The sequence below is a fragment of the Candidatus Aramenus sp. CH1 genome, from assembly GCA_022678445.1.
Lineage (GTDB): Archaea > Thermoproteota > Thermoprotei_A > Sulfolobales > Sulfolobaceae > Aramenus.
Map to the genome: position 1 here is coordinate 64,603 of JALBWU010000002.1, position 17,282 is coordinate 81,884.

General features: G+C 49.8%; 21 protein-coding genes. 13 read left to right on the forward strand and 8 right to left on the reverse strand.

Features of this window, described 5'->3' with window-relative positions; all coding sequences use genetic code 11:
• Positions 1–51: 51 nt before the first annotated feature.
• Entirely contained in the window at positions 52–519 is a 468-nt protein-coding gene (locus tag MPF33_01970) for a redoxin domain-containing protein (GenBank protein ID MCI2414011.1), read from the forward strand.
• Here the strand turns inward: MPF33_01970 and merA are convergent.
• Both merA and MPF33_01980 read right to left on the reverse strand, forming a co-directional pair.
• Positions 516–1,844, reverse strand: a complete 1,329-nt coding sequence (gene merA, locus MPF33_01975; GenBank protein ID MCI2414012.1) for a mercury(II) reductase — start codon at positions 1,842–1,844, stop codon at positions 516–518. The genes MPF33_01970 and merA overlap by 4 nt on opposite strands.
• 1 nt (position 1,845) lies before the next feature.
• Positions 1,846–1,992, reverse strand: a complete 147-nt coding sequence (locus tag MPF33_01980) for a transcriptional regulator (protein ID MCI2414013.1) — start codon at positions 1,990–1,992, stop codon at positions 1,846–1,848.
• Between the two features lie 99 nt (positions 1,993–2,091).
• On the opposite strand from MPF33_01980, the gene MPF33_01985 reads away from it, so the two are divergent.
• Together MPF33_01985 and MPF33_01990 are read left to right on the forward strand one after the other, a co-directional pair.
• Positions 2,092–2,460, forward strand: a complete 369-nt coding sequence (locus MPF33_01985) for a metalloregulator ArsR/SmtB family transcription factor (GenBank protein ID MCI2414014.1) — start codon at positions 2,092–2,094, stop codon at positions 2,458–2,460.
• Positions 2,461–2,505: 45 nt separating this feature from the next.
• Positions 2,506–3,858, forward strand: coding sequence for an MFS transporter (locus MPF33_01990; protein ID MCI2414015.1), 1,353 nt, complete (start codon positions 2,506–2,508; stop codon positions 3,856–3,858).
• On the opposite strand, the gene MPF33_01995 is transcribed toward MPF33_01990, so the two are convergent.
• Positions 3,848–4,192, reverse strand: a complete 345-nt coding sequence (locus MPF33_01995) for a GntR family transcriptional regulator (GenBank protein MCI2414016.1) — start codon at positions 4,190–4,192, stop codon at positions 3,848–3,850. The two genes, MPF33_01990 and MPF33_01995, sit on opposite strands and share 11 nt — an antisense overlap.
• A gap of 193 nt (positions 4,193–4,385) precedes the next feature.
• Between MPF33_01995 and MPF33_02000 the strand changes: the two genes are divergently transcribed.
• The 4 genes from MPF33_02000 to MPF33_02015 are packed head-to-tail and all read left to right on the forward strand — an operon-like array spanning position 4,386 to position 8,221.
• Positions 4,386–4,835: an alanyl-tRNA editing protein gene (locus MPF33_02000; protein ID MCI2414017.1), complete on the forward strand. Its 450-nt coding sequence runs from the start codon at positions 4,386–4,388 to the stop codon at positions 4,833–4,835.
• Between the two features lie 5 nt (positions 4,836–4,840).
• Positions 4,841–5,809: an FAD-binding oxidoreductase gene (locus MPF33_02005; protein MCI2414018.1), complete on the forward strand. Its 969-nt coding sequence runs from the start codon at positions 4,841–4,843 to the stop codon at positions 5,807–5,809.
• A gap of 46 nt (positions 5,810–5,855) precedes the next feature.
• Positions 5,856–7,223 carry an FAD-binding protein gene (locus tag MPF33_02010; protein ID MCI2414019.1) on the forward strand — a complete coding sequence of 456 codons (1,368 nt, stop codon included), beginning with the start codon at positions 5,856–5,858 and terminating at the stop codon, positions 7,221–7,223.
• On the forward strand, positions 7,208–8,221 hold the full coding sequence (locus MPF33_02015) for a (Fe-S)-binding protein (protein MCI2414020.1): 1,014 nt from the start codon (positions 7,208–7,210) through the stop codon (positions 8,219–8,221). Before MPF33_02010 ends, MPF33_02015 begins: the two co-directional genes overlap by 16 nt.
• Here the strand turns inward: MPF33_02015 and MPF33_02020 are convergent.
• The 3 genes from MPF33_02020 to MPF33_02030 form a co-directional block, all read right to left on the reverse strand.
• Entirely contained in the window at positions 8,218–8,604 is a 387-nt protein-coding gene (locus MPF33_02020; protein MCI2414021.1) for a DUF3211 domain-containing protein, read from the reverse strand. The genes MPF33_02015 and MPF33_02020 overlap by 4 nt on opposite strands.
• Positions 8,605–8,682: 78 nt before the next feature.
• The gene (locus MPF33_02025) at positions 8,683–9,063 is read right to left on the reverse strand and encodes a DsrE family protein (GenBank protein ID MCI2414022.1); all 381 of its coding nucleotides are present in this window, start codon (positions 9,061–9,063) and stop codon (positions 8,683–8,685) included.
• Between the two features lie 6 nt (positions 9,064–9,069).
• Positions 9,070–9,300 (reverse strand): sulfurtransferase TusA family protein, encoded by a 231-nt coding sequence (locus MPF33_02030; GenBank protein ID MCI2414023.1) that lies wholly within the window; start codon positions 9,298–9,300, stop codon positions 9,070–9,072.
• A gap of 285 nt (positions 9,301–9,585) precedes the next feature.
• On the opposite strand from MPF33_02030, the gene MPF33_02035 reads away from it, so the two are divergent.
• The 4 genes from MPF33_02035 to MPF33_02050 all read left to right on the forward strand — a co-directional run bounded on the left by MPF33_02035 (position 9,586) and on the right by MPF33_02050 (position 13,821).
• Positions 9,586–10,740, forward strand: coding sequence for an NAD(P)/FAD-dependent oxidoreductase (locus MPF33_02035; protein ID MCI2414024.1), 1,155 nt, complete (start codon positions 9,586–9,588; stop codon positions 10,738–10,740).
• Positions 10,741–11,856, forward strand: a complete 1,116-nt coding sequence (locus tag MPF33_02040) for a DUF1641 domain-containing protein (GenBank protein ID MCI2414025.1) — start codon at positions 10,741–10,743, stop codon at positions 11,854–11,856. It begins immediately after the preceding gene.
• A gap of 73 nt (positions 11,857–11,929) precedes the next feature.
• Positions 11,930–12,715, forward strand: coding sequence for an XdhC family protein (locus MPF33_02045; protein ID MCI2414026.1), 786 nt, complete (start codon positions 11,930–11,932; stop codon positions 12,713–12,715).
• Positions 12,712–13,821, forward strand: a complete 1,110-nt coding sequence (locus tag MPF33_02050; protein MCI2414027.1) for an OFA family MFS transporter — start codon at positions 12,712–12,714, stop codon at positions 13,819–13,821. Before MPF33_02045 ends, MPF33_02050 begins: the two co-directional genes overlap by 4 nt.
• 22 nt (positions 13,822–13,843) lie before the next feature.
• Here the strand turns inward: MPF33_02050 and MPF33_02055 are convergent, their stop codons facing one another.
• Together MPF33_02055 and MPF33_02060 are read right to left on the reverse strand one after the other, a co-directional pair.
• On the reverse strand, positions 13,844–14,710 hold the full coding sequence (locus MPF33_02055) for an electron transfer flavoprotein subunit alpha/FixB family protein (protein MCI2414028.1): 867 nt from the start codon (positions 14,708–14,710) through the stop codon (positions 13,844–13,846).
• On the reverse strand, positions 14,707–15,435 hold the full coding sequence (locus MPF33_02060; protein ID MCI2414029.1) for an electron transfer flavoprotein subunit beta/FixA family protein: 729 nt from the start codon (positions 15,433–15,435) through the stop codon (positions 14,707–14,709). Before MPF33_02060 ends, MPF33_02055 begins: the two co-directional genes overlap by 4 nt.
• 113 nt (positions 15,436–15,548) lie before the next feature.
• Between MPF33_02060 and MPF33_02065 the strand changes: the two genes are divergently transcribed.
• On the forward strand, positions 15,549–16,964 hold the full coding sequence (locus tag MPF33_02065; GenBank protein ID MCI2414030.1) for an MFS transporter: 1,416 nt from the start codon (positions 15,549–15,551) through the stop codon (positions 16,962–16,964).
• Entirely contained in the window at positions 16,965–17,270 is a 306-nt protein-coding gene (locus tag MPF33_02070; protein ID MCI2414031.1) for a MarR family transcriptional regulator, read from the forward strand.
• The last annotated feature ends 12 nt before the right edge of the window (positions 17,271–17,282 follow it).

Genomic DNA, 17,282 nt, shown 5'->3' on the forward strand with positions numbered 1-17,282 from the left:
TTTATATTTTTCAATAATTACGCTTTTATATTTTTCCGTGAGAGGTATATTATGGTAGACGTAGGAGAAAGGGCTCCACGACTGGAGCTTGTGGACACGGAGCTAAAGAAAGTCGTGCTACCGGACGATTTTAAGGGAAAGACACTAGTAATAGCTTTCTACCCTGCTGCGTTCACGTCGGTTTGCACCAAGGAGATTTGTACCTTTAGGGACAGCCTTGCCAGGTTCAACGACTTAAACGCGGCAGTGGTTGGGATAAGCGTCGACCCTCCCTTCAGCAACAAGGCCTTTAAAGAGCACAACAAGATAAATTTCCCCTTGTTAAGCGACTTCAACAGAGAAGCAGTAAAAGCTTTCGGAGTAGCCGGAGAGCTCCCCGTGTTAAAGGGCTACGTGCTGGCCAAAAGGTCTGTGTTCGTCGTGGACAGGGAGTTCGTTATAAGGTATAAGTGGATCTCGGAAGATCCAGGGAAGGAGCCCAACTACGAGGAAATAAGGGAAGTGGTGTCAAAACTCTAGTCCACGCAACAGCTCATCTTCGTTACGTCCCTGTAGAACGAAAGTGACGCTATTTTTAACGCCTCCCCCATAGTTGGGAACACATGTACTGTATCTATTACGTCGTCTACGGTGGCCCTAAGCTTTATCGCTAGGGCAGCCTCGTTTATCACTTCGGCGGCGTTCTCTCCTACCATCTGTACTCCTAGAATCCTCTTAGTGGACTCATGTACAACCATCTTTATTAGTCCCTCGCTTCCCAGGATGTTGGCCTTGGTAACGTCCTCCATTCTAACTATCCTACTTACGGACTCGGTGGCCTCGTAGGAGGTCAAGCCAACTCTAGCCGCGTTGGGTTGCGTAAATATTGCTTGCGGTACGCTCAGCATGTCTACGCTCTTCTTGCTACCCGTCAAGGCGTTCTCTGCAGCTATTGCCCCCTGTTTCCCAGCCAAGGCCTCGAGCATCGTTTCGCCTATAACGTCGCCCGCAGCGTAGATGTTGGAGTTTGTGGTAGAGAGGTCTTCGTTTACCTTAATCCCTCCACGTTCGTTTAGCTCTACCCCTGCAGCGCCCAAGTTCAAGTCTACGTTGGGCTTCCTCCCGGTAGCTACGAGTATCTCATCTGCCTCTACCTCCCCCTTGTTAGTGACCACCACTTTTCCAGTTCCCTTTCTTATCTCCTTTATCAATACCCCAGTGGCTACGTGTATGCCGTCTCTGATCAGCACCCTTTCTATTTCTGCTGAGATCTCTGGCTCCCAGTCCGGGATAAGCCTATTGCTCCTCTGCAGCACAGCAACCTCTACGCCCAGCCTTTTGTAAATTTGCGAGAACTCTAGTGCCAAAGCTCTACCTCCAATTACGACTAGAGAGCCTATCTTCCTGTCAGGGTTTAGGGCCTCTACGTTAGTCCAGTACCCCACGTCTTTTAATCCTGGGATTTCAGGTATTGAGGGGGAAGAACCAGTAGCTATGATGAACTTTTTTCCCTCGACGACCTCAGAGCCTACCTTAACTGCGTTTGGCGAAATGAAGTGGGCCTTCCCCTCAATGAGCTTTACGTCGTACGAGCTTAGCACGTTCTCGTATTTCTTCTTCCTCAGCCTCTCCACCAGTTCCCTCGTCTCCTTGAATGCGCTAAAGAAGTCCGACGACGAGTTGCAGGCCTTCAGCGTTTCCCCAATGTGTAACAGCTTTTTACTTGGGACGCATCCTACGTTAACGCACGTACCTCCCAGAGGACCGTAACCTACTAGCGTCGGCTTGTAGCCTAGCTCGTTTGCCCTAATAAGTGCAGCGAAGCCTGCAGCTCCGTAGCCGAGTATTACGAGGTCCTCTGTCATGTCATTTCCCCTCGTACCTATCGGCGCAGTGAGAACAGCAGAAGTAGTGCGTTACACCGTTTATTGATCTAGTGTACGCCGTGTCCTCTGTTACTGGCACTCCACACGTCTCGCACTTCAGCTCTTTTAAGTTCATTCTCAACTTCATGCAAACACACCTACAAATGTATTCTAGTTTACTAGTTTATAAGTTCATATGAACATTTATTCATATAACTTTTAATAACTTTAGCGTGAGAGTATACTTATGGGCAACAAGGAACCTCTACTGAGCGAGCTAGAGAACTTCTTTCAAGCGCTCTCCGATAAGACTAGGCTCGAGATCGTCCTCTCGCTTTTAGAGGGAGAAAAGAACGTTCAGGAACTCTCTGCCTCCCTGGGGAAGTCACAGTCCCTGATTTCACACCACCTCGCCTGCCTTAGGAACTGCGGTGCAGTAAAGGTAAGGAAGGTTGGTAAGTTTGTGTACTACTCAATAGCCGACGACCACGTCAAGGATATACTTAGCCAAGCCATAGATCACGTTAGCGAGTACAGTAAGTCAATACTCTCCTGCGAGATAGTGAGCCAGGAGAAGGGGCAGGGGGTTAAAGCGGAACAGACTGAAACTCGATGATTTTGTATTAACTAACTTTATAACTTGCTAAAATAAGGTTAGCACATGGAAGACGAGTTTAGCAAGGTGGACTTCTCTAAGTGGACCTCCTCCCATTGGTCACTCTTCACTTCCCTAGCCATTGGTTTCTTCATGTGGGGGGTCATAGCTTCCATAGCACCGTTGTTTTACCCTTCGGTGAACCAAGTCTGGTTCTTGATAGTGCCCATTGTAGCTCAGCTGGCAGGGGATCTAGGTATATCGGCACTCTCTGACCTCAAGCTAGGGAGGAAGGGGACTTTCTTCCTCACGATGGTCCTTTATGGTGCTGGGTCCCTCTTGATCTTTGGAGCGTCTACTTTGAGCGTTTACGGCGTGATTCCCTCGTCCTCTCCCCTGTTTCTGGGGCTGGTCACCTTGGGGATTATACTGGGCAACCTAGGGATAGAGGGCGAGGTGCCTACAGCGTTATCTTACGCGTCTGAGACAATGCCCTTGAGGTTGAGGGAGACGATGCTGGTACTCTTGCCGAATTTCGACAACGTAGGGGCAATGATGGCGTCTCTAATAGCCTTGGTGACCTATAACTTGACAGATTCCTCCTTAGTGGAGCTAAGGTTCTTGGGGCTCTTCGCAATTATCTTAGTTGGTGTGGCCATCTTCGTGAGGTATAGGATCCCAGAGAGCGTTAGGTGGCTGGTGAAGGCTAAGAAGGAGGAGAAAGCTGAGGAGGAACTAAAGAAGTTCTCTCCGGAGGCAAGGGAAGAGTACGTAAGGCTGAACAAGAGGACTTCGTTAGCCACTAGGTTCGCCTTCCTTGTGATCATATCCGTGTCCCAGTACTTAACTTACGGACTCATGGCCTACGTAATAGCCGACTACTACTTCTCTGGGACCTCAGTTGACCAAGTAATCTTCGTGGCAAACCTGGGTGCTTCGCTTGCTGGGTTCTTGGCCTCTGCCCTGGCGAACAGGATGGCTTCAAGGATCTTCGCTTTGTTCTCCTACTTAGGTGGTGTCTCCACCATGGGACTAATCGTGGGATACGTGATCATCCCCGGCCTGCTGGCTTACGCTCTCCCAACGCTCTACGTAATGTTTTACGCCCTTCTTTTCCTCAACATGTTCTTCAGCGAGTTCGGCTGGGCCGCGAGGACAATATACGAACCTACCTTGATGCCCATACGGGCAAGGGCCTTTTTCATTGGACTAATAAGGATGTTCCCAATGGTCTCCTACGCCCTCTCCATACAGCTGACCAGTGGGTTCAACGAGCTACAGTTCGTGATGTACAACCTAGCCCTGTGGCTATTGGGGGCAGGCGGCTCGCTGATGTGGCTCTTCAAGGGCTACGACGTAAACATGGTTCCAATAGAGCAGACTTCACAAGAGGACGTCAAAAAAGGCGCTATAACTTAGTGTTCCTCATAGATTCGGCGCACTTGTGGAGGTCCACCTTTACCTTATCCCATAGGTCCGTCTGCAAAGAGTAGACGTACTTCGGTCTCCCTATCCTAGAGCCCTCAAGTTTTTTCCTGACGACCAGCCCAAGGTCTATTAACCTCCTTAAGGACGACTCCACAGTGGTCTTGCTGAACCTCATTATACCTGCAAGTTCTTGGGAGGTCACAGGCTTCCCTAACTCCATTAGTTTTATAAAGCACGCCACTTCTGTCTCCGATAGCTTATAACAGCACTTTATGTTGTGCCACTTTTCGTTCTCGTTCTCGCGATTTAGTAAACGCTCTTCCATATGATAATTGAGGATAATCAAACATAAAAAGTTTTTTAAGTTTTTTAGTGAATCTATTTTTACGAATTTTAACTTTACATTATCCTAAAATTAAGTTACAGTGGCGAAGGGAGAAGGCTCCTGCTGTGGATGGTAAGACCAAAGACGGCTTAGTCTAGGAAACCCTTTTATTTTTATCCATTAAAAAGGTGTTGTGAGCTACGCGGAAATGAGGACTCACACGGCTCTCCACGTGGTCAAGGGGGCCGTGAGGAAGGTCTTGGGGGCAAAGTGGACAGCTAGCACCTACGTTGAAGGGCAACACGGGAGGTTAACTGTCCAGTTTGAGAGGAAGCCAGAGGACAAGGAAATGGAAGAGGTCTTTCTCCTGGCTAACAAGAAGGTCGAGGAAAACTCTCCAGTACTTGTAGAGGAACTTCCCAGAGAGGAGGCTGAGAAAAAATACGGTGACGAGATGTACGACCTCTTTCCAGTTCCACCAGAGGTGAAGGTCCTAAAGGTAGTCGTCATCCCAGACTGGAACGTCAACGCATGCAACAAACCCCACACTAAGACTACAGGCGAAGTCGGGAGGATCTCCCTAGACCACTGGAGGTTTAGAAACTCCAAGAAACTCCTCGAGATCTCATTTAACATAGGGTAGTGAAGTTGGACTGGGTAGACAAGCTCTCCAAGGTAGTCGAAGTCAAGGGAGGCACGTCCTCTGGTAACGTCAATACCAAGGTCGAGGTGTATCCTGCAACTTACGAGGAACTCGCTGAGACAGTGAGGTTGTGCGCGGAGGAGAAGCTGAAGGCGTACGTCCACGGATTCAATGCCCACCACATAGGCAAAAAGGTGTCCGCTGACGTTGGGATATCAACGTTGAGGCTCAACAAGGAAATTGAGATGTCCGAGGAGGACTTGTACGTCAAGGTCCAAGCTGGAGCCTCTTTCAGGGAACTTAAAGAGGAGCTGAAGGCCCACAGCCTCACTGTGCCCTTCAACTACAGCGGGAGCGTAGGGGGTTTCGCGTCAACTAATTTACCTTCAGTGTTCACGTCATTGGGGTATCCAAAGGACTGGTTGTTGGGCGCAATCGTTGTGACTGGCCTCGGCGAGGTGGTGAAAAGCGGCTCTACGACCACGAAGTTCTCCTCAGGCTATAAGATATGGAAGGTGCTCTCTGGCTCTCTGGGGTGGTTGGGGGCATACGCTGAACTCAACGTAAGGCTACTTCCCTATTTCGAGTACCACTTTGAAGAGGTAAGGGACCACGAAAGGGCGTTCAAGGAGAGGGCATTGGGAGTTATCGGCGTGAAGGTTGGGGAAGAAGTGAAGAAGTTTGCAGTGAAGAGGGGTGATGGAGAGAAGTTGGAGATACCGGAGGTGTTCGACTTCTCCGTTCTGTCAATCAGAGGTAAAGAGTTTGAGGAAATTAAAGGCGTCAACGCTGACTTTTGCGTCGCCTATTACGGTCTGGGCATAGTGAGGTGTTTAGGTGGTACTCCACCTAAGGGTAAGAAGTTAGTTAAGGAAAGGGGATGCGAGGGGGACTGCTTTAACGCAAACTACACTTCCCTTAGGCTCTTAAAGAAGTCCCTAGACCCCAGGGGCGTCTTCTTCGACGTTATCTGAGATGTGAAAGTGTCGATTTTTTAAACTGTAAAAACAACTTTGACTAGTGATTGAGGAACTAAGGAAGATAGTGGGGGACAAGTGGGTCATAACTGGGGAGGAGAGGGAGCTATACTCCTTTGACGGGTTCACCGCGGTCTCCGGGGAGCCCTCAGTCGTAGTCCTTCCGGGGGACGAAGAGGAGGCAGTTGAGGTACTGAGGTACTTGTTTTCGAGGAGGGTCAAGGTGGTTATAAGGGGCAGTGGGACTAGCTTGAGCGGAGCTACGATTCCCCTCCAAGGGGAAGTGGTCGTTGCTATGACTAGGCTGAACAAGGTCTACTCCGTGGATGGGTATGAGATTGAGGTTGGCCCCGGGATAGCGAACGCCATGGTCACTAAGAGCGCTCCAAAGGAATTGTTCTACGCCCCAGATCCCTCAAGCTACGTGGTCTCCTCAATAGGCGGTAACGTGTCCCACGACTCCGGAGGGATGAGGGTGGTGAAGTACGGTCCAACATTTAACAGTGTGCTTTCGCTGAAGGTAATCCTGACGAATGGAGAGGTAGAGGAGTTTACCCCTTCCCCTTTCTTCAACCCTACCTCCATTTTTGTGGGGTCTGAGGGTACCCTTGGAGCCATACTGAGGGCAAGGCTTAAGCTAGTGCCAAAACCTAAGGCGAGAAAGACCATAGTGGGCGTCTTTCAGACAGTGGACGACGCGTCCAGGGCAGTAGTGGGCATATTCAAGGTGGGCGTAGTTCCTTCAGCCCTTGAGATGATGGACAAGACATCGGTGTCCATAGTGGAGAGGAGCAGGTACAAAGCTGGCCTTCCCCTCGCCCACGTACTCCTCATAGAGCTAGACGAGGACTTAGAGGAGAGCACAGCCCGCGTCGTCAAGGTAATAAGGGATAACAACGGCGAGTTCTTCGAGCCAGAGGACGATTCACCATACTGGAACGCTAGGAAGGGGGCATTTCCAGCTATGGGCGTAGTGTCAAGGGCATATCTAACGCTTGACTGCAACGTGCCCAGGGGGAAGCTACCCTTGATCCTCTCCAAGGTAGAGGAGATGTCGAGGGCTAAGGGAGTTACAATAGCAAACGTCTTCCACGCGGGGGACGGGAACCTCCACCCCTTAATACCCTTTGACCCCAACGACAAGGCCAGTTTAAGGAAAGCGATTGAGGTGGGTAGCGAGATAACTGAGTTGGCCATCAGCCTCGGTGGTGTACCGTCAGGGGAACACGGCATCGGCGTGGAGAAGGTCAAATTCCTGGAAAGGTACTACAACGCAACTGACCTCGAGGTCATGGAGAGGATAAGGAAGGCCTTTGACCCTCACGGGATCTTAAACCCTTGTAAGTCATTCCTTAAGGAGAAGTGTAAACCCAGGGATGAGGTGTTTAGGTGGCTATGGGAGTGGGACTAGAGCTTGACAAACTAGAGCTGGACAAGTGCGTTCACTGCGGTTTCTGCCTAGAGGTCTGCCCTACCTACGTGATAACTGGGAGCGAAGTCCACTCTCCCAGGGGGAGGATATGGGCGGTCAGGCTAGGGGTAAAGAGCGAGGGTCTTGAAACGTGTGTGTTTTGCAGGAGGTGTGAAGCGGCCTGTCCCAGCGGAGTTGAGTACGGTAAGGCTATCTCTTCTTACAGGAGGGCGGACGCCACTAAGAAGCTGGTACACAAGGTTCTGGAGACCCCTGGCCTACTTTACGCGTCCTTAAAGGTGTACTCTAGGTCTTCCTCCCCCATAGCCCTGAGGATTAAGGAATTCGTGAAGAGCTACCAACCTCCTCTCCAGCACAAAGACGAAAACGCTGAGCTATTGCTCTTCCCAGGGTGCCTTAACTCCGTGGTGTACAGGGGGACAGTGGAGAAGGCCCTCAACTACTTGAGGCGGTTCTACAAGGTGGAGGTGTACAACAGTTGCTGTGGTCTTCCCCATTATGCTGAGGGGGAAAAGGAGAGGGCACTGAAGATAGCTGAGAAGCTAAAGGAGGCGTTTAAAGGGAAAGTGGTAGTCTCGCTGTCATCAAACTGCACCGCCCACATGAGGGAGATGGGCCTTAAGGTCTTCGACTTCGCAGAGTTCGTGGTTAAAAATAACCTCCCATTGTCACAAAGGGAGATAACTGTGACAGTCCACGACCCGTGTCACGCGTCCCTCGTTGGACTAAACAAGTATACCAGGGAGATGCTGAAGAGGATGGGGGCAAAAATAGTGGAGATGGAAGACCCGTCCTTTGAGTGCGGTGCTGGAGGGACTTACTTTATCTTCAACCCTGAGCTCTCCCAAAAGATCGTGGAAGAGAAGGGTAGGAAAGTCAAGGCGACTGGCGTTGAAAACGTGATATCAACCAACCAGTCTTGCAGTTTAGCCCTTTCCTTGCACGGAAAAGTGTTACACGTAGCCGACCTTCTTTAGATCTTCCTTTTTATTCTCTCCAGCCTTACTTCCTCGTTCAAGTTTTTGGCGAAATTCTTTAACCACTTCCTTATAAGGAACGTCCCCGCCAACCTATGCATAAAGCCCTCGAAGTCGAACTTTATGGATCCGCTCTCGCCTAGGGCACTGACGGTGAGCCTACCGCTCCCCTTACCGCCCTTTGCGCTTAGGGTGAAGGCGTAAGTCACTGAGTTCTCTCCGGTGAAGACGTTTCCGCTCATGGTGAAAGGCACACCCATGTATTTCCCGTAGGCCACGAACCTACTCTCGTTCACCTCCACACTGTACACTGGAGGAAACACCTTCGGAATCAAGAACGACGGATCGGAAACTACTTTAAGGAAAGCGTCAGTCTCGTGCATGACCCTAAATACAACTTATATTATCATTAATAGTGCACTTGGAATATAAAAATAAAAATGTTGTTATGAAAGCGTTGTTTACCAGACGGATATTATTTGGGCACCCTCGGTGTCCATGGAGAAGCTCGTTATACCCGCTATCTCGTCAACGAGTTCGTTGTAGTCCTCCTTCGTCAAGTTAAACAGCTTGCTGGCGTAGGAGCAGGCGTATATCTTGACCTTCTTGGTCTTCTTGGCCTTCTTGAACAGACTTATGTAGTCCTCCTCCTTTTTCTCAACCATTGCCTTCGACGCTACGTCCTCTGTCTTGACCTCAGGAGTCTTAGTGAACGCTTTTACGGCGTTCATTGTTAGAAAGACGTATACCTCGTCACCCATGGAGGAGATTATAACTGACGTCATCGCAGCGTAGGCTAGCCTGGAGGCCTCGTTGGAGCCTACGATGATCCCCGCCTTCATCCTTTCTCACTTTTGTAGCACTAGGATGTACTTGTTTCCCTCCTGTTTGTCCTCCACTACAGTTAAGTTCTTCTTCTTTGACCAGGCTAGTATGTCCTTCTTAGTAGCCTCGTCTCCTAGGATCACCTTTACTGCCTCTCCCTTTTCCATCTCGTCTAGCACTCCAGATAGTTCCCCTATGGGTCCCGCACATGACGAGCTCGTTAGATCCAATTCCTTGTATATCTTTACGGCCATGTTTTCCACCTACAGTAGTATACTGGGAACGCCCTTTTAAATGTTTCATTTTTATTAAGAAGATATATAAATTAGTTGAGTTTGATATTTTATTTTAATTTAATATTTATAAACTTTAAGAACGATGAAGTCTTCCTAATGATTTTTTAATATTTCTTTTATTTTGTATAATTTTAGATATATGCCCAAATAATTATAACATAAGTCAGTACATATATTGGCAAAAAATTGATAGAATAGAAATGTTTATAATCTTAGTATCATTTATAATTTTAGGGATTAAGTATGAAAAGGGTAATCGTAGCTGGTGGAAATATAGCCGGGACCATAGTGGCAAACAGGTTAGCCCAAAAACTAGACGAAGAGTTGGACAAGGGGGAGGTTGAGATAGTAGTCCTAAATCCCTCCGACACGCACACGTATTTACCGGGCCAGCTACTGGTGGCGTTTGGGCTGGAGAACCCAGCGGAACTGCACAAGAAAGAAAGGGAATTACTAGACCCTAGGATAAAGTTCCTCCATGGAGAGAAGGGAACAATTACCAAGATCGACCCAGCTAACCACTCAGTAGTTACGGCAGACGGTGTATCTCACTCCTACGACTACCTCGTTACAACTACGGGCGTGGAGTACAGCTGGGACGAGGTGCCTGGGTATAGGTCAGCGTCAGTGACCCCGTACGAAATGGACTCAGCCCTCAAGATGAGGGAAGAGCTGTCCTCCTTCAGCGGGGGCACAATAGTCGTAAACGTAGCCAAGTTACCGCACAGATGTCCAGTGGCACCGCTTGAGATCACCCTTATCCTAGACGACTACTTGAGGAAGAGAGGAATAAGGGACAAGACTAAGATTATCTACACGTACCCAACGCAAGGAGTGTTTGGCAGGCCTATTACTAACAAGTTCATGTTAAAGCTGTTCGAAGAGAGAGGCATCGAAGTACACTCGCCTTTCAATGTGACAAGTGTGAACCCAACAGAGAAGGTAATAGAGTCCCAGGAGGGAGGTAAGCTTAAGTTTGACATGTTAATATCAGTGCCTCCTAACATGGGTGCCAAGGTCGTAGGCGACTCCGGTATTGGAGACAGGAGGAGGTGGATACCAACGGACAAGTTCACGCTGAGGATGAAGGACCACTCCAACGTCTACGTTATGGGGGACGCAACAGACTTACCAGTCTCTAAGGCAGGCTCTACTGCTGACTTCGAGTCCTACATTGTCGCTAACAACGTAACAAACGACATTAAGGGCAACCTAGGCGTCAAGCATTACGGCGGAGACGTGCTGTGCTACATCGCAACAGGCACAGACCAGGCTACCTACATTAGGTTCAGCTACACCATGAACGAGAGCCCACCGCCGCCTTCCTACGTCCACTGGTGGGGCAAAATAATGTACAACAAGATGTACTGGACTGTAACGGCGAAGGCGGTAGTCTAAATGCAGTCCAGTCTAGACAAGCTATTTTCAAAGCTAGACGACAAGAAGATCGATGAAATAGCCAAGCTAGTAGACCTCACCCCCACATTGAACCAGTTGCTGGAAAAGATAAACGAGCTTGAAGCTAGTGGAAGCCTAGACACACTGATAAACTCAGCCTACGTGATAAGGACATTCAAGGACATGCTCAACGACGACGCCATAGAGAGCCTAGGCACCATAGTGTCGTCCCTACTCGAGCTGGGTAGGACGCTCTCTGAGGACAGCGTGAACGCACACGTAAAAGTGTTGCTTGCCAACTCCGGCACTTTAGCCAACCTCACGACGAAGCTGAAGGAGATGATGAACGACGGCTCGCTTAACGCCGTATTGGACATGGCTTATACCATGAAGACCTTGAGGGACATGTTAAACGACGAGGCTATCCAGACCCTCGGTAGTGTGGTCTCGGGCTCACTAGAGCTACTAAAAGAGATAAACAAGCACTCGGAAGCTGTTAAATTGCTAGTAGATAAAATGCCAGCCCTCACTGACTTAATGAATAGGCTGGACGCTATGAGAAGTGACGGTACCTTGGACGTGTTACTCAACTCCGCATATGCATTAAAGACGTTTAAGGACATGCTCAACGACGAGGCACTCGCCAACATAGGTTCGTACGTCTCGAACCTACTAGAAATAATGAAGGAGATGGACTACGACACTATCCACCAAGTAAAGAGGGTCATAAGAAAACTGGACACAATAAACAGCGTGTTAGACAAGGTTGAGGAGCTCAATGCCACGGGTGCTCTCGACGCTGCCATGAACATGGCATACGCGGCAAAGACCTTGAGGGACATGCTAAATGACGAGGCCCTCGAGCACATATCCGGCTATCTGTCGCAGTTCCTGGAGACATATCCCAAGGCTATGAAGTTCTTGGATGTTGCCCTCAGCGAGGTACCCAGTAAATTAGTTAGGGCAATATCGTCTGATGAGGTAAAGAAGGGGTTAGAGTCTCCACCTAAGGTCTCGCTAGGTGGTCTAGTAAAAATGATGAGCGATCCCGAAGTTCAGAAAGGTCTAGGTGTTATATTCGTTTTAGTAAAGGCAATAGGTAAGGAGTTCAGCTAATTTTTTAAGTTTTTCGAAACTATAAAGGCTTACAAGGAAATGTATATATTCTCGTCTCTTAGAATTCTCACTAATGTCCATTTGCGAAATATTTCCCTTAATAGCCGAATACACGTCTCAGGGAAAGGAAGTCGTTATGGTCACGGAGTTGGGCAAAGTCCAGAGGAGGAGCATATTTGTGGACTCGAGGCTAGTCCTAGGTACTAAGGACCACGAAAGATACGTTGCCCTATTGGGAAAGGAGAGAAGGGTAGAGGTAGTTAACGGGGACGAGAAGGTCGTAGTGGAAAGAATCGATCCTAGACCTTCAATAATTCTGGTGGGCTCCGGCGTCATAGCTAAGGAGATATATAGGCTGGCTAAGTCGCTAGGCTTCATAGTCGCGGTAATAGCGGTGGACGCCAGAGAGGACGACTTTCCTGAGGCCAACTTGTTCTCGAACTCAGGGGAGGTATTGGGCCAAATTGCTAAGGACTCCTTCGTCGTAATCGCGAACGAGGGCGGAAAGCCCTACGACATACCCTTTGCCCATATTGCGTTAAAAGGAGAGGCCAAGTACGTGGGCTTCCTCTCCAGCCAAAAGAGGGCAGCCTACACCATTGCCCAGCTCATTAAGATGGGAGTCCCCCTCGAGGAACTAAAGCAAAGGTTTTACGCACCGTTAGGCCTAGACCTCAACGCTAAGACAGCTGAGGAAATAGCTTTGAGCGCCCTCGCTGAGGTGGTCAAGCTCTTCAGAGGGGGCTCTGGGAAGCACCTCAGGGAGGTCAAGGACCCTTATAAGCTAGTCGACGACGCCCTCCAGGGAAAGATAGAGGATAACTGCAACTTCGTACCAAAGAAGGTGGGGAAGGGTTGAACGCTAAAAAGTACTTGGTTATAGGCTTCGTCCTGATGTGCTTTAACTCCCTTTACCAGTACTCCTGGAATGCTCTAGAGCCCCTGCTTAAGTCTGGCTTTGATGTTAGCCTCGTCGAGATTTCCCTGGGCTTCTCGCTCTTCAGCTTGTTCTCCTCAGGCTTCCAGCCCCTGGGTGGGCACTTCGCCGACAAAGAGGGCCCCAGAAGGATAGGCGTAATCTCTAGCCTACTGTCAGCAATGGGTTTCCTGGGCACGTACTTGTCCTCCAACGTCTACGCCTTCTACGTATTTTGGTCCATTGGCAGTATAGGCGAAGGAATACTTTACGGGATAGCCGCAAACCTGGCCATGAAGTGGTTTAAGGACAGGATGGGGTTTGCTACCGGCATGGTCTCAATGGGTTTCGGCCTCGGTTCAGCCATTGCGAATCCCTTCATATCAATGGTAGGCAACTACAAGCTTGTGACCCTAGCCATAGGCCTAACTGAGCTGATGCTCTTGCCCATTCTCCTTCTTAAGGCGGAATACCCAACTATAACTGTTGGAAGACCTCCAGGGCAGGTAATTCTCACGGCCAAGTTTTGGCTCATTTACCTTTCCTTCGTGGGGGCAGTGGTGCCTCTAACGGTTATATCCTCGCAGTTGTCCGTGATAGGGAAGGCGTTGCCCCCAGAAGTCCTCGTAGCGCTAATCTCGATCTTTCCACTCCTGAGCGGGGGACTGAGGCCCTTCTTTGGCTACGTGGCTGACAGGGTCGGGATCGTTAGGTCTACAATACTCTTGAACTCCCTGCTCGCAGTCGGGGCGTTGTTGCTTTTCTTCAACCAGATTGCGGTCTCAACGATACTAGTGGGCTTTGCCGGAGGGTCTATGATTACCCTTTACTTCAACGTGTCTGGAGAGATCTTTGGTACCAGGTTCTCAACGGTTAACAGCGGTATACTCTACACGGGGAAGGCTTTGGGGGGAATACTGGGAAGCACAGTGTTTGCCTTCCTCTATTCAATTAACCTTAGCCTGGCCTACTTGTTCGACGTGGCAAGCGGAGTTGTAGGAGTCCTTGGTCTACTGGCTGTGGCGTTAATGAAGAGGGTGAAGGACTAAGAAGTAGAATCTGCCTCCCTTTTCACCCCTTAAGCTTGAGAATTTTTTCGGTAAACACCTTGCAGAACTCCACTGCGTCACCTGCTACGAAGTAGTCCGCGTTCTCAGCTATGGGCGCGTTCTCGTCCTTGTTTACCGCCACTACTACCTTTGAGTCCCTGATTCCAGCGATGTGTTGTGGTTGCCCTGATACCCCAAGGGCCAAGTACAGCCTAGGCCTTATCCTGAGCCCAGAAAGGCCGACCTGGACGTCCTCCGGCAACCAGCCTAGCTCGGCGCACACCGGCCTAGTGCCCGCAACGGCTCCACCAAGCACCGAGGCCAACTCCTGGGCGTAGCTGACGTTTTCCTTGGATCCTATACCCCTTCCTACTCCCACCACTATCTGTGCAGTAGCTGGGCTTAACCCTCCTGAAGACCTCTTGACCTCTAACACTCTCACCTTGCCCTCCTTTAGCTCTACCCTCACCACTTCAGCCTCAACTTCCTTGGGCTCCCCTGGAAAGCTCGATACAGTTATCACGAGCGGAGTGGAAGACTCAACTTCCGCGGTAGCTATCCCGCTGTACGCCAGCCTAGTCGCACTTACCTTATTTCCTTCCAACTTTATGGAGGTAACGTCTGGTACATACCCAACCTTCAGCCTCCCAGCCACCCTTGAGGCTATTGCCCTATCCCTCCTCACGTTGCCAGTTACCAGGAGGTCGAAGTTCGTCGAGGAGAGGAAGTCCACTAGGCCGTCCTCGTCGACCTTGTCCACTAGGTAGAGCTTCCTCGTGAAGTTGACCTTCTGGGTAAAGACACCGACCGTGTCCTCTGTCAAGGACTGGGCTAACGCAGATGCCATCTTGAAGAACTGGAGTGCCTCCGAAAACACTACTACCTTCATAGCAACCCCTCCGACCTCAGGAGCTCTATTAACTTGTCCACTGCCTTGCCCATATCCCCCTCTTTAATCACTACCCTTTTCCTCTTTACCACTAGGGGCTTCACGTCCTTTATCTTTACCTTTGTCTCCAAGCTAAAGTTGACTTCCTTCACCGGCTTCTTTGAGGACTCCATTATCTGCTTGACGCTGGGTATCCTTGGAGTGTTTATTTCTCCGCCCACCGAGATCACCGCAGGGAGCTCTCCCTCTACCTTCTCCGAGTAGGACACCATGCCCCTCTCTGCAACGAACTTCTTCCCCTCTAGTGAGAAAGACCTCACATTTGACACAAAGGGCATTCCCAGGAGCTCCGCCACGTAGCCGGGGACCCCAGTAGTACCGCTGTCGACTGTCTGCTCCCCGAAAATTATTAAGTCTGGGCTTAGACCTCTGACGTTCTCGGATATGGCCATGGAGGTGCCGTAGACGTCGAGGTCGTTAGACTTTACTACTATGACCTCGTCCAAGCCCATGGCTAGCGCCTCCCTTATGGCCTTCCTGTCTCCAGCTCCTACTGTAATGCCCATAGCCCTCCCACCGTTCCTCTCCTTTAGGCTCACCGCCTCTTCGATGGCGTTCTTGTCGTAGGTGTTGAGCTTTAATGGGACGTCTAAAAGTAACTTGTGCTCTGACACCCTAATGAGGGACTCATCAGGAACTACTTTGAAGCCTACAACTATATTCATAAATTAAGTATATTTTTGGTAAAAAATAAAGATTATCTGTGGACATCCCCTCTTGCCAGTTGGACTTGTCCTTTTTAAAAACGCTTATATGTTCGCTAACGAAACAGTAATTTATGAAGGCTGAGCAGGTAGTATTAGCAGTAGTAGTCCTAGGGGTAATGATGGGCGCCATTGACTCCACTATAGTCATCCTGGCGTTGCCCACCATGGTCCAAGATCTACACTCAGACCTCTTCACCATGATATGGGTCATCCTTATCTACTTACTCGAGATCGCCGTGCTTACCACCCAGTTGGGAAGGATAGGGGACTCCTTCGGTAGGGGGAAGATCTACAACGTGGGGTTTATAATCTTCACAGTAGGTTCGGTCCTCTGTGGGGCCTCCCCATCTGCATACTTTCTCATAGGCTCAAGGGGGATACAAGCCATTGGAGCGTCAATGATGCAGGCCAACAGTGGGGCCATCGTGTCGGACTACTTTCCTCCCAATAGGAGGGGGAGGGCCTTCGGCTTTACCTCCATAGGCTGGAACGTCGGCGCAATGTTGGGCATAGTGCTGGGAGGTATAATAACCACCTTCGTGGGCTGGAGGTACGTATTCTACATTAACGTACCTATAGGCATAGTTGCTGCGTTGATAGGTTTCAGGGTAGTAAAGGACGTGAACAAGGTTAGGAGTAAGGTTGACTATATAGGAATGACTATCTTCGCGCTTTCCTTGGCTTCCATAACTTACGGTGCGGCAGACATAGCAGGAGAGGGGCTTGCGCTCAAGAACGAGATTCTCCTAGCTGTAGGCATAGCTCTTCTAGCAGCGTTCGTCTTAGCTGAGACCAGAACTGAGTTCCCACTTATAGACCTCAAGGTCTTCAGGAACAGGGTACTCACGGCGTCTTTACTTGCCTCGTTCTTTCAGAGCAGTGGCTACTTAGCAACGGCGTTCCTGCTAATAATGTACCTCCAGGGGATTAGGGGGCTTTCCCCCTTCTACGCTTCCCTCCTGTTAGTCCCGGGCTATGTGGTAGCAGGATCCATAGGTCCCTTCGCGGGGAGGCTCTCCGACAAGATAGGGGCCAGGGTTCCCGCAACTTTTGGTATATTCCTCATGGCGGTGGTCTCGTCTTTCTACGCGCTAGAGTTGTCGACCAACACACCTTTGTATTACATCATAATAGCCTCAGTTATTGGAGGGATGGGCTCGTCCCTGTTTTACCCGGCTAACAACAGCGCTGTCATGGCAAACGCCCCAAAGAGCTTGTACGGTGCCTTCTCTGGAATGCTGAGAACTCTGGGAAATACCGGCATCTTGGTGAGCTATGTTTTGGCCATAACCGTTGCCTCACTTTCTGTCCCTAGGTACGTCGCATTTGAGGTTTTCCTTGGAACTTCCAACCTAATAGGGGGCGTTGATGTTAAGTTCCTCGAGGGACTCCACGCGGCTTTCCTGGTATCAATAGCCATACTTTCAGTCTCAGCCTTGTTATCGGTAGTGAGGGGTAAGGAGAATAGGGCAGAGATGGCTAAGTAGTTGGTATTAAGGGCAGCCAGCGAGGAGCCCCGGCCAATGGTAGCCCTGTCCGAGGGGTATTACGTGACTAAAGCCGCCATCACTTCGCCTATAGATAGGCTGGAAGAGATGGGACTTGTGGAGAGAAGGGGAAGCGAGGAAGACAGGAGGACAATACTCGTGGAGATAACGGAGCAGCGTAGAAATCTTCCAAGACCTTGCAAGGGAGGTGCTGAAGGGCGTGGACGAGATAGAGGAGCTGAACGGGAAGCTCAACCTTATCCTAGAAAGGCTCAACAGTTTGGGTTAAATGCGTTGCTCCCTTAGGTCTATTACCTT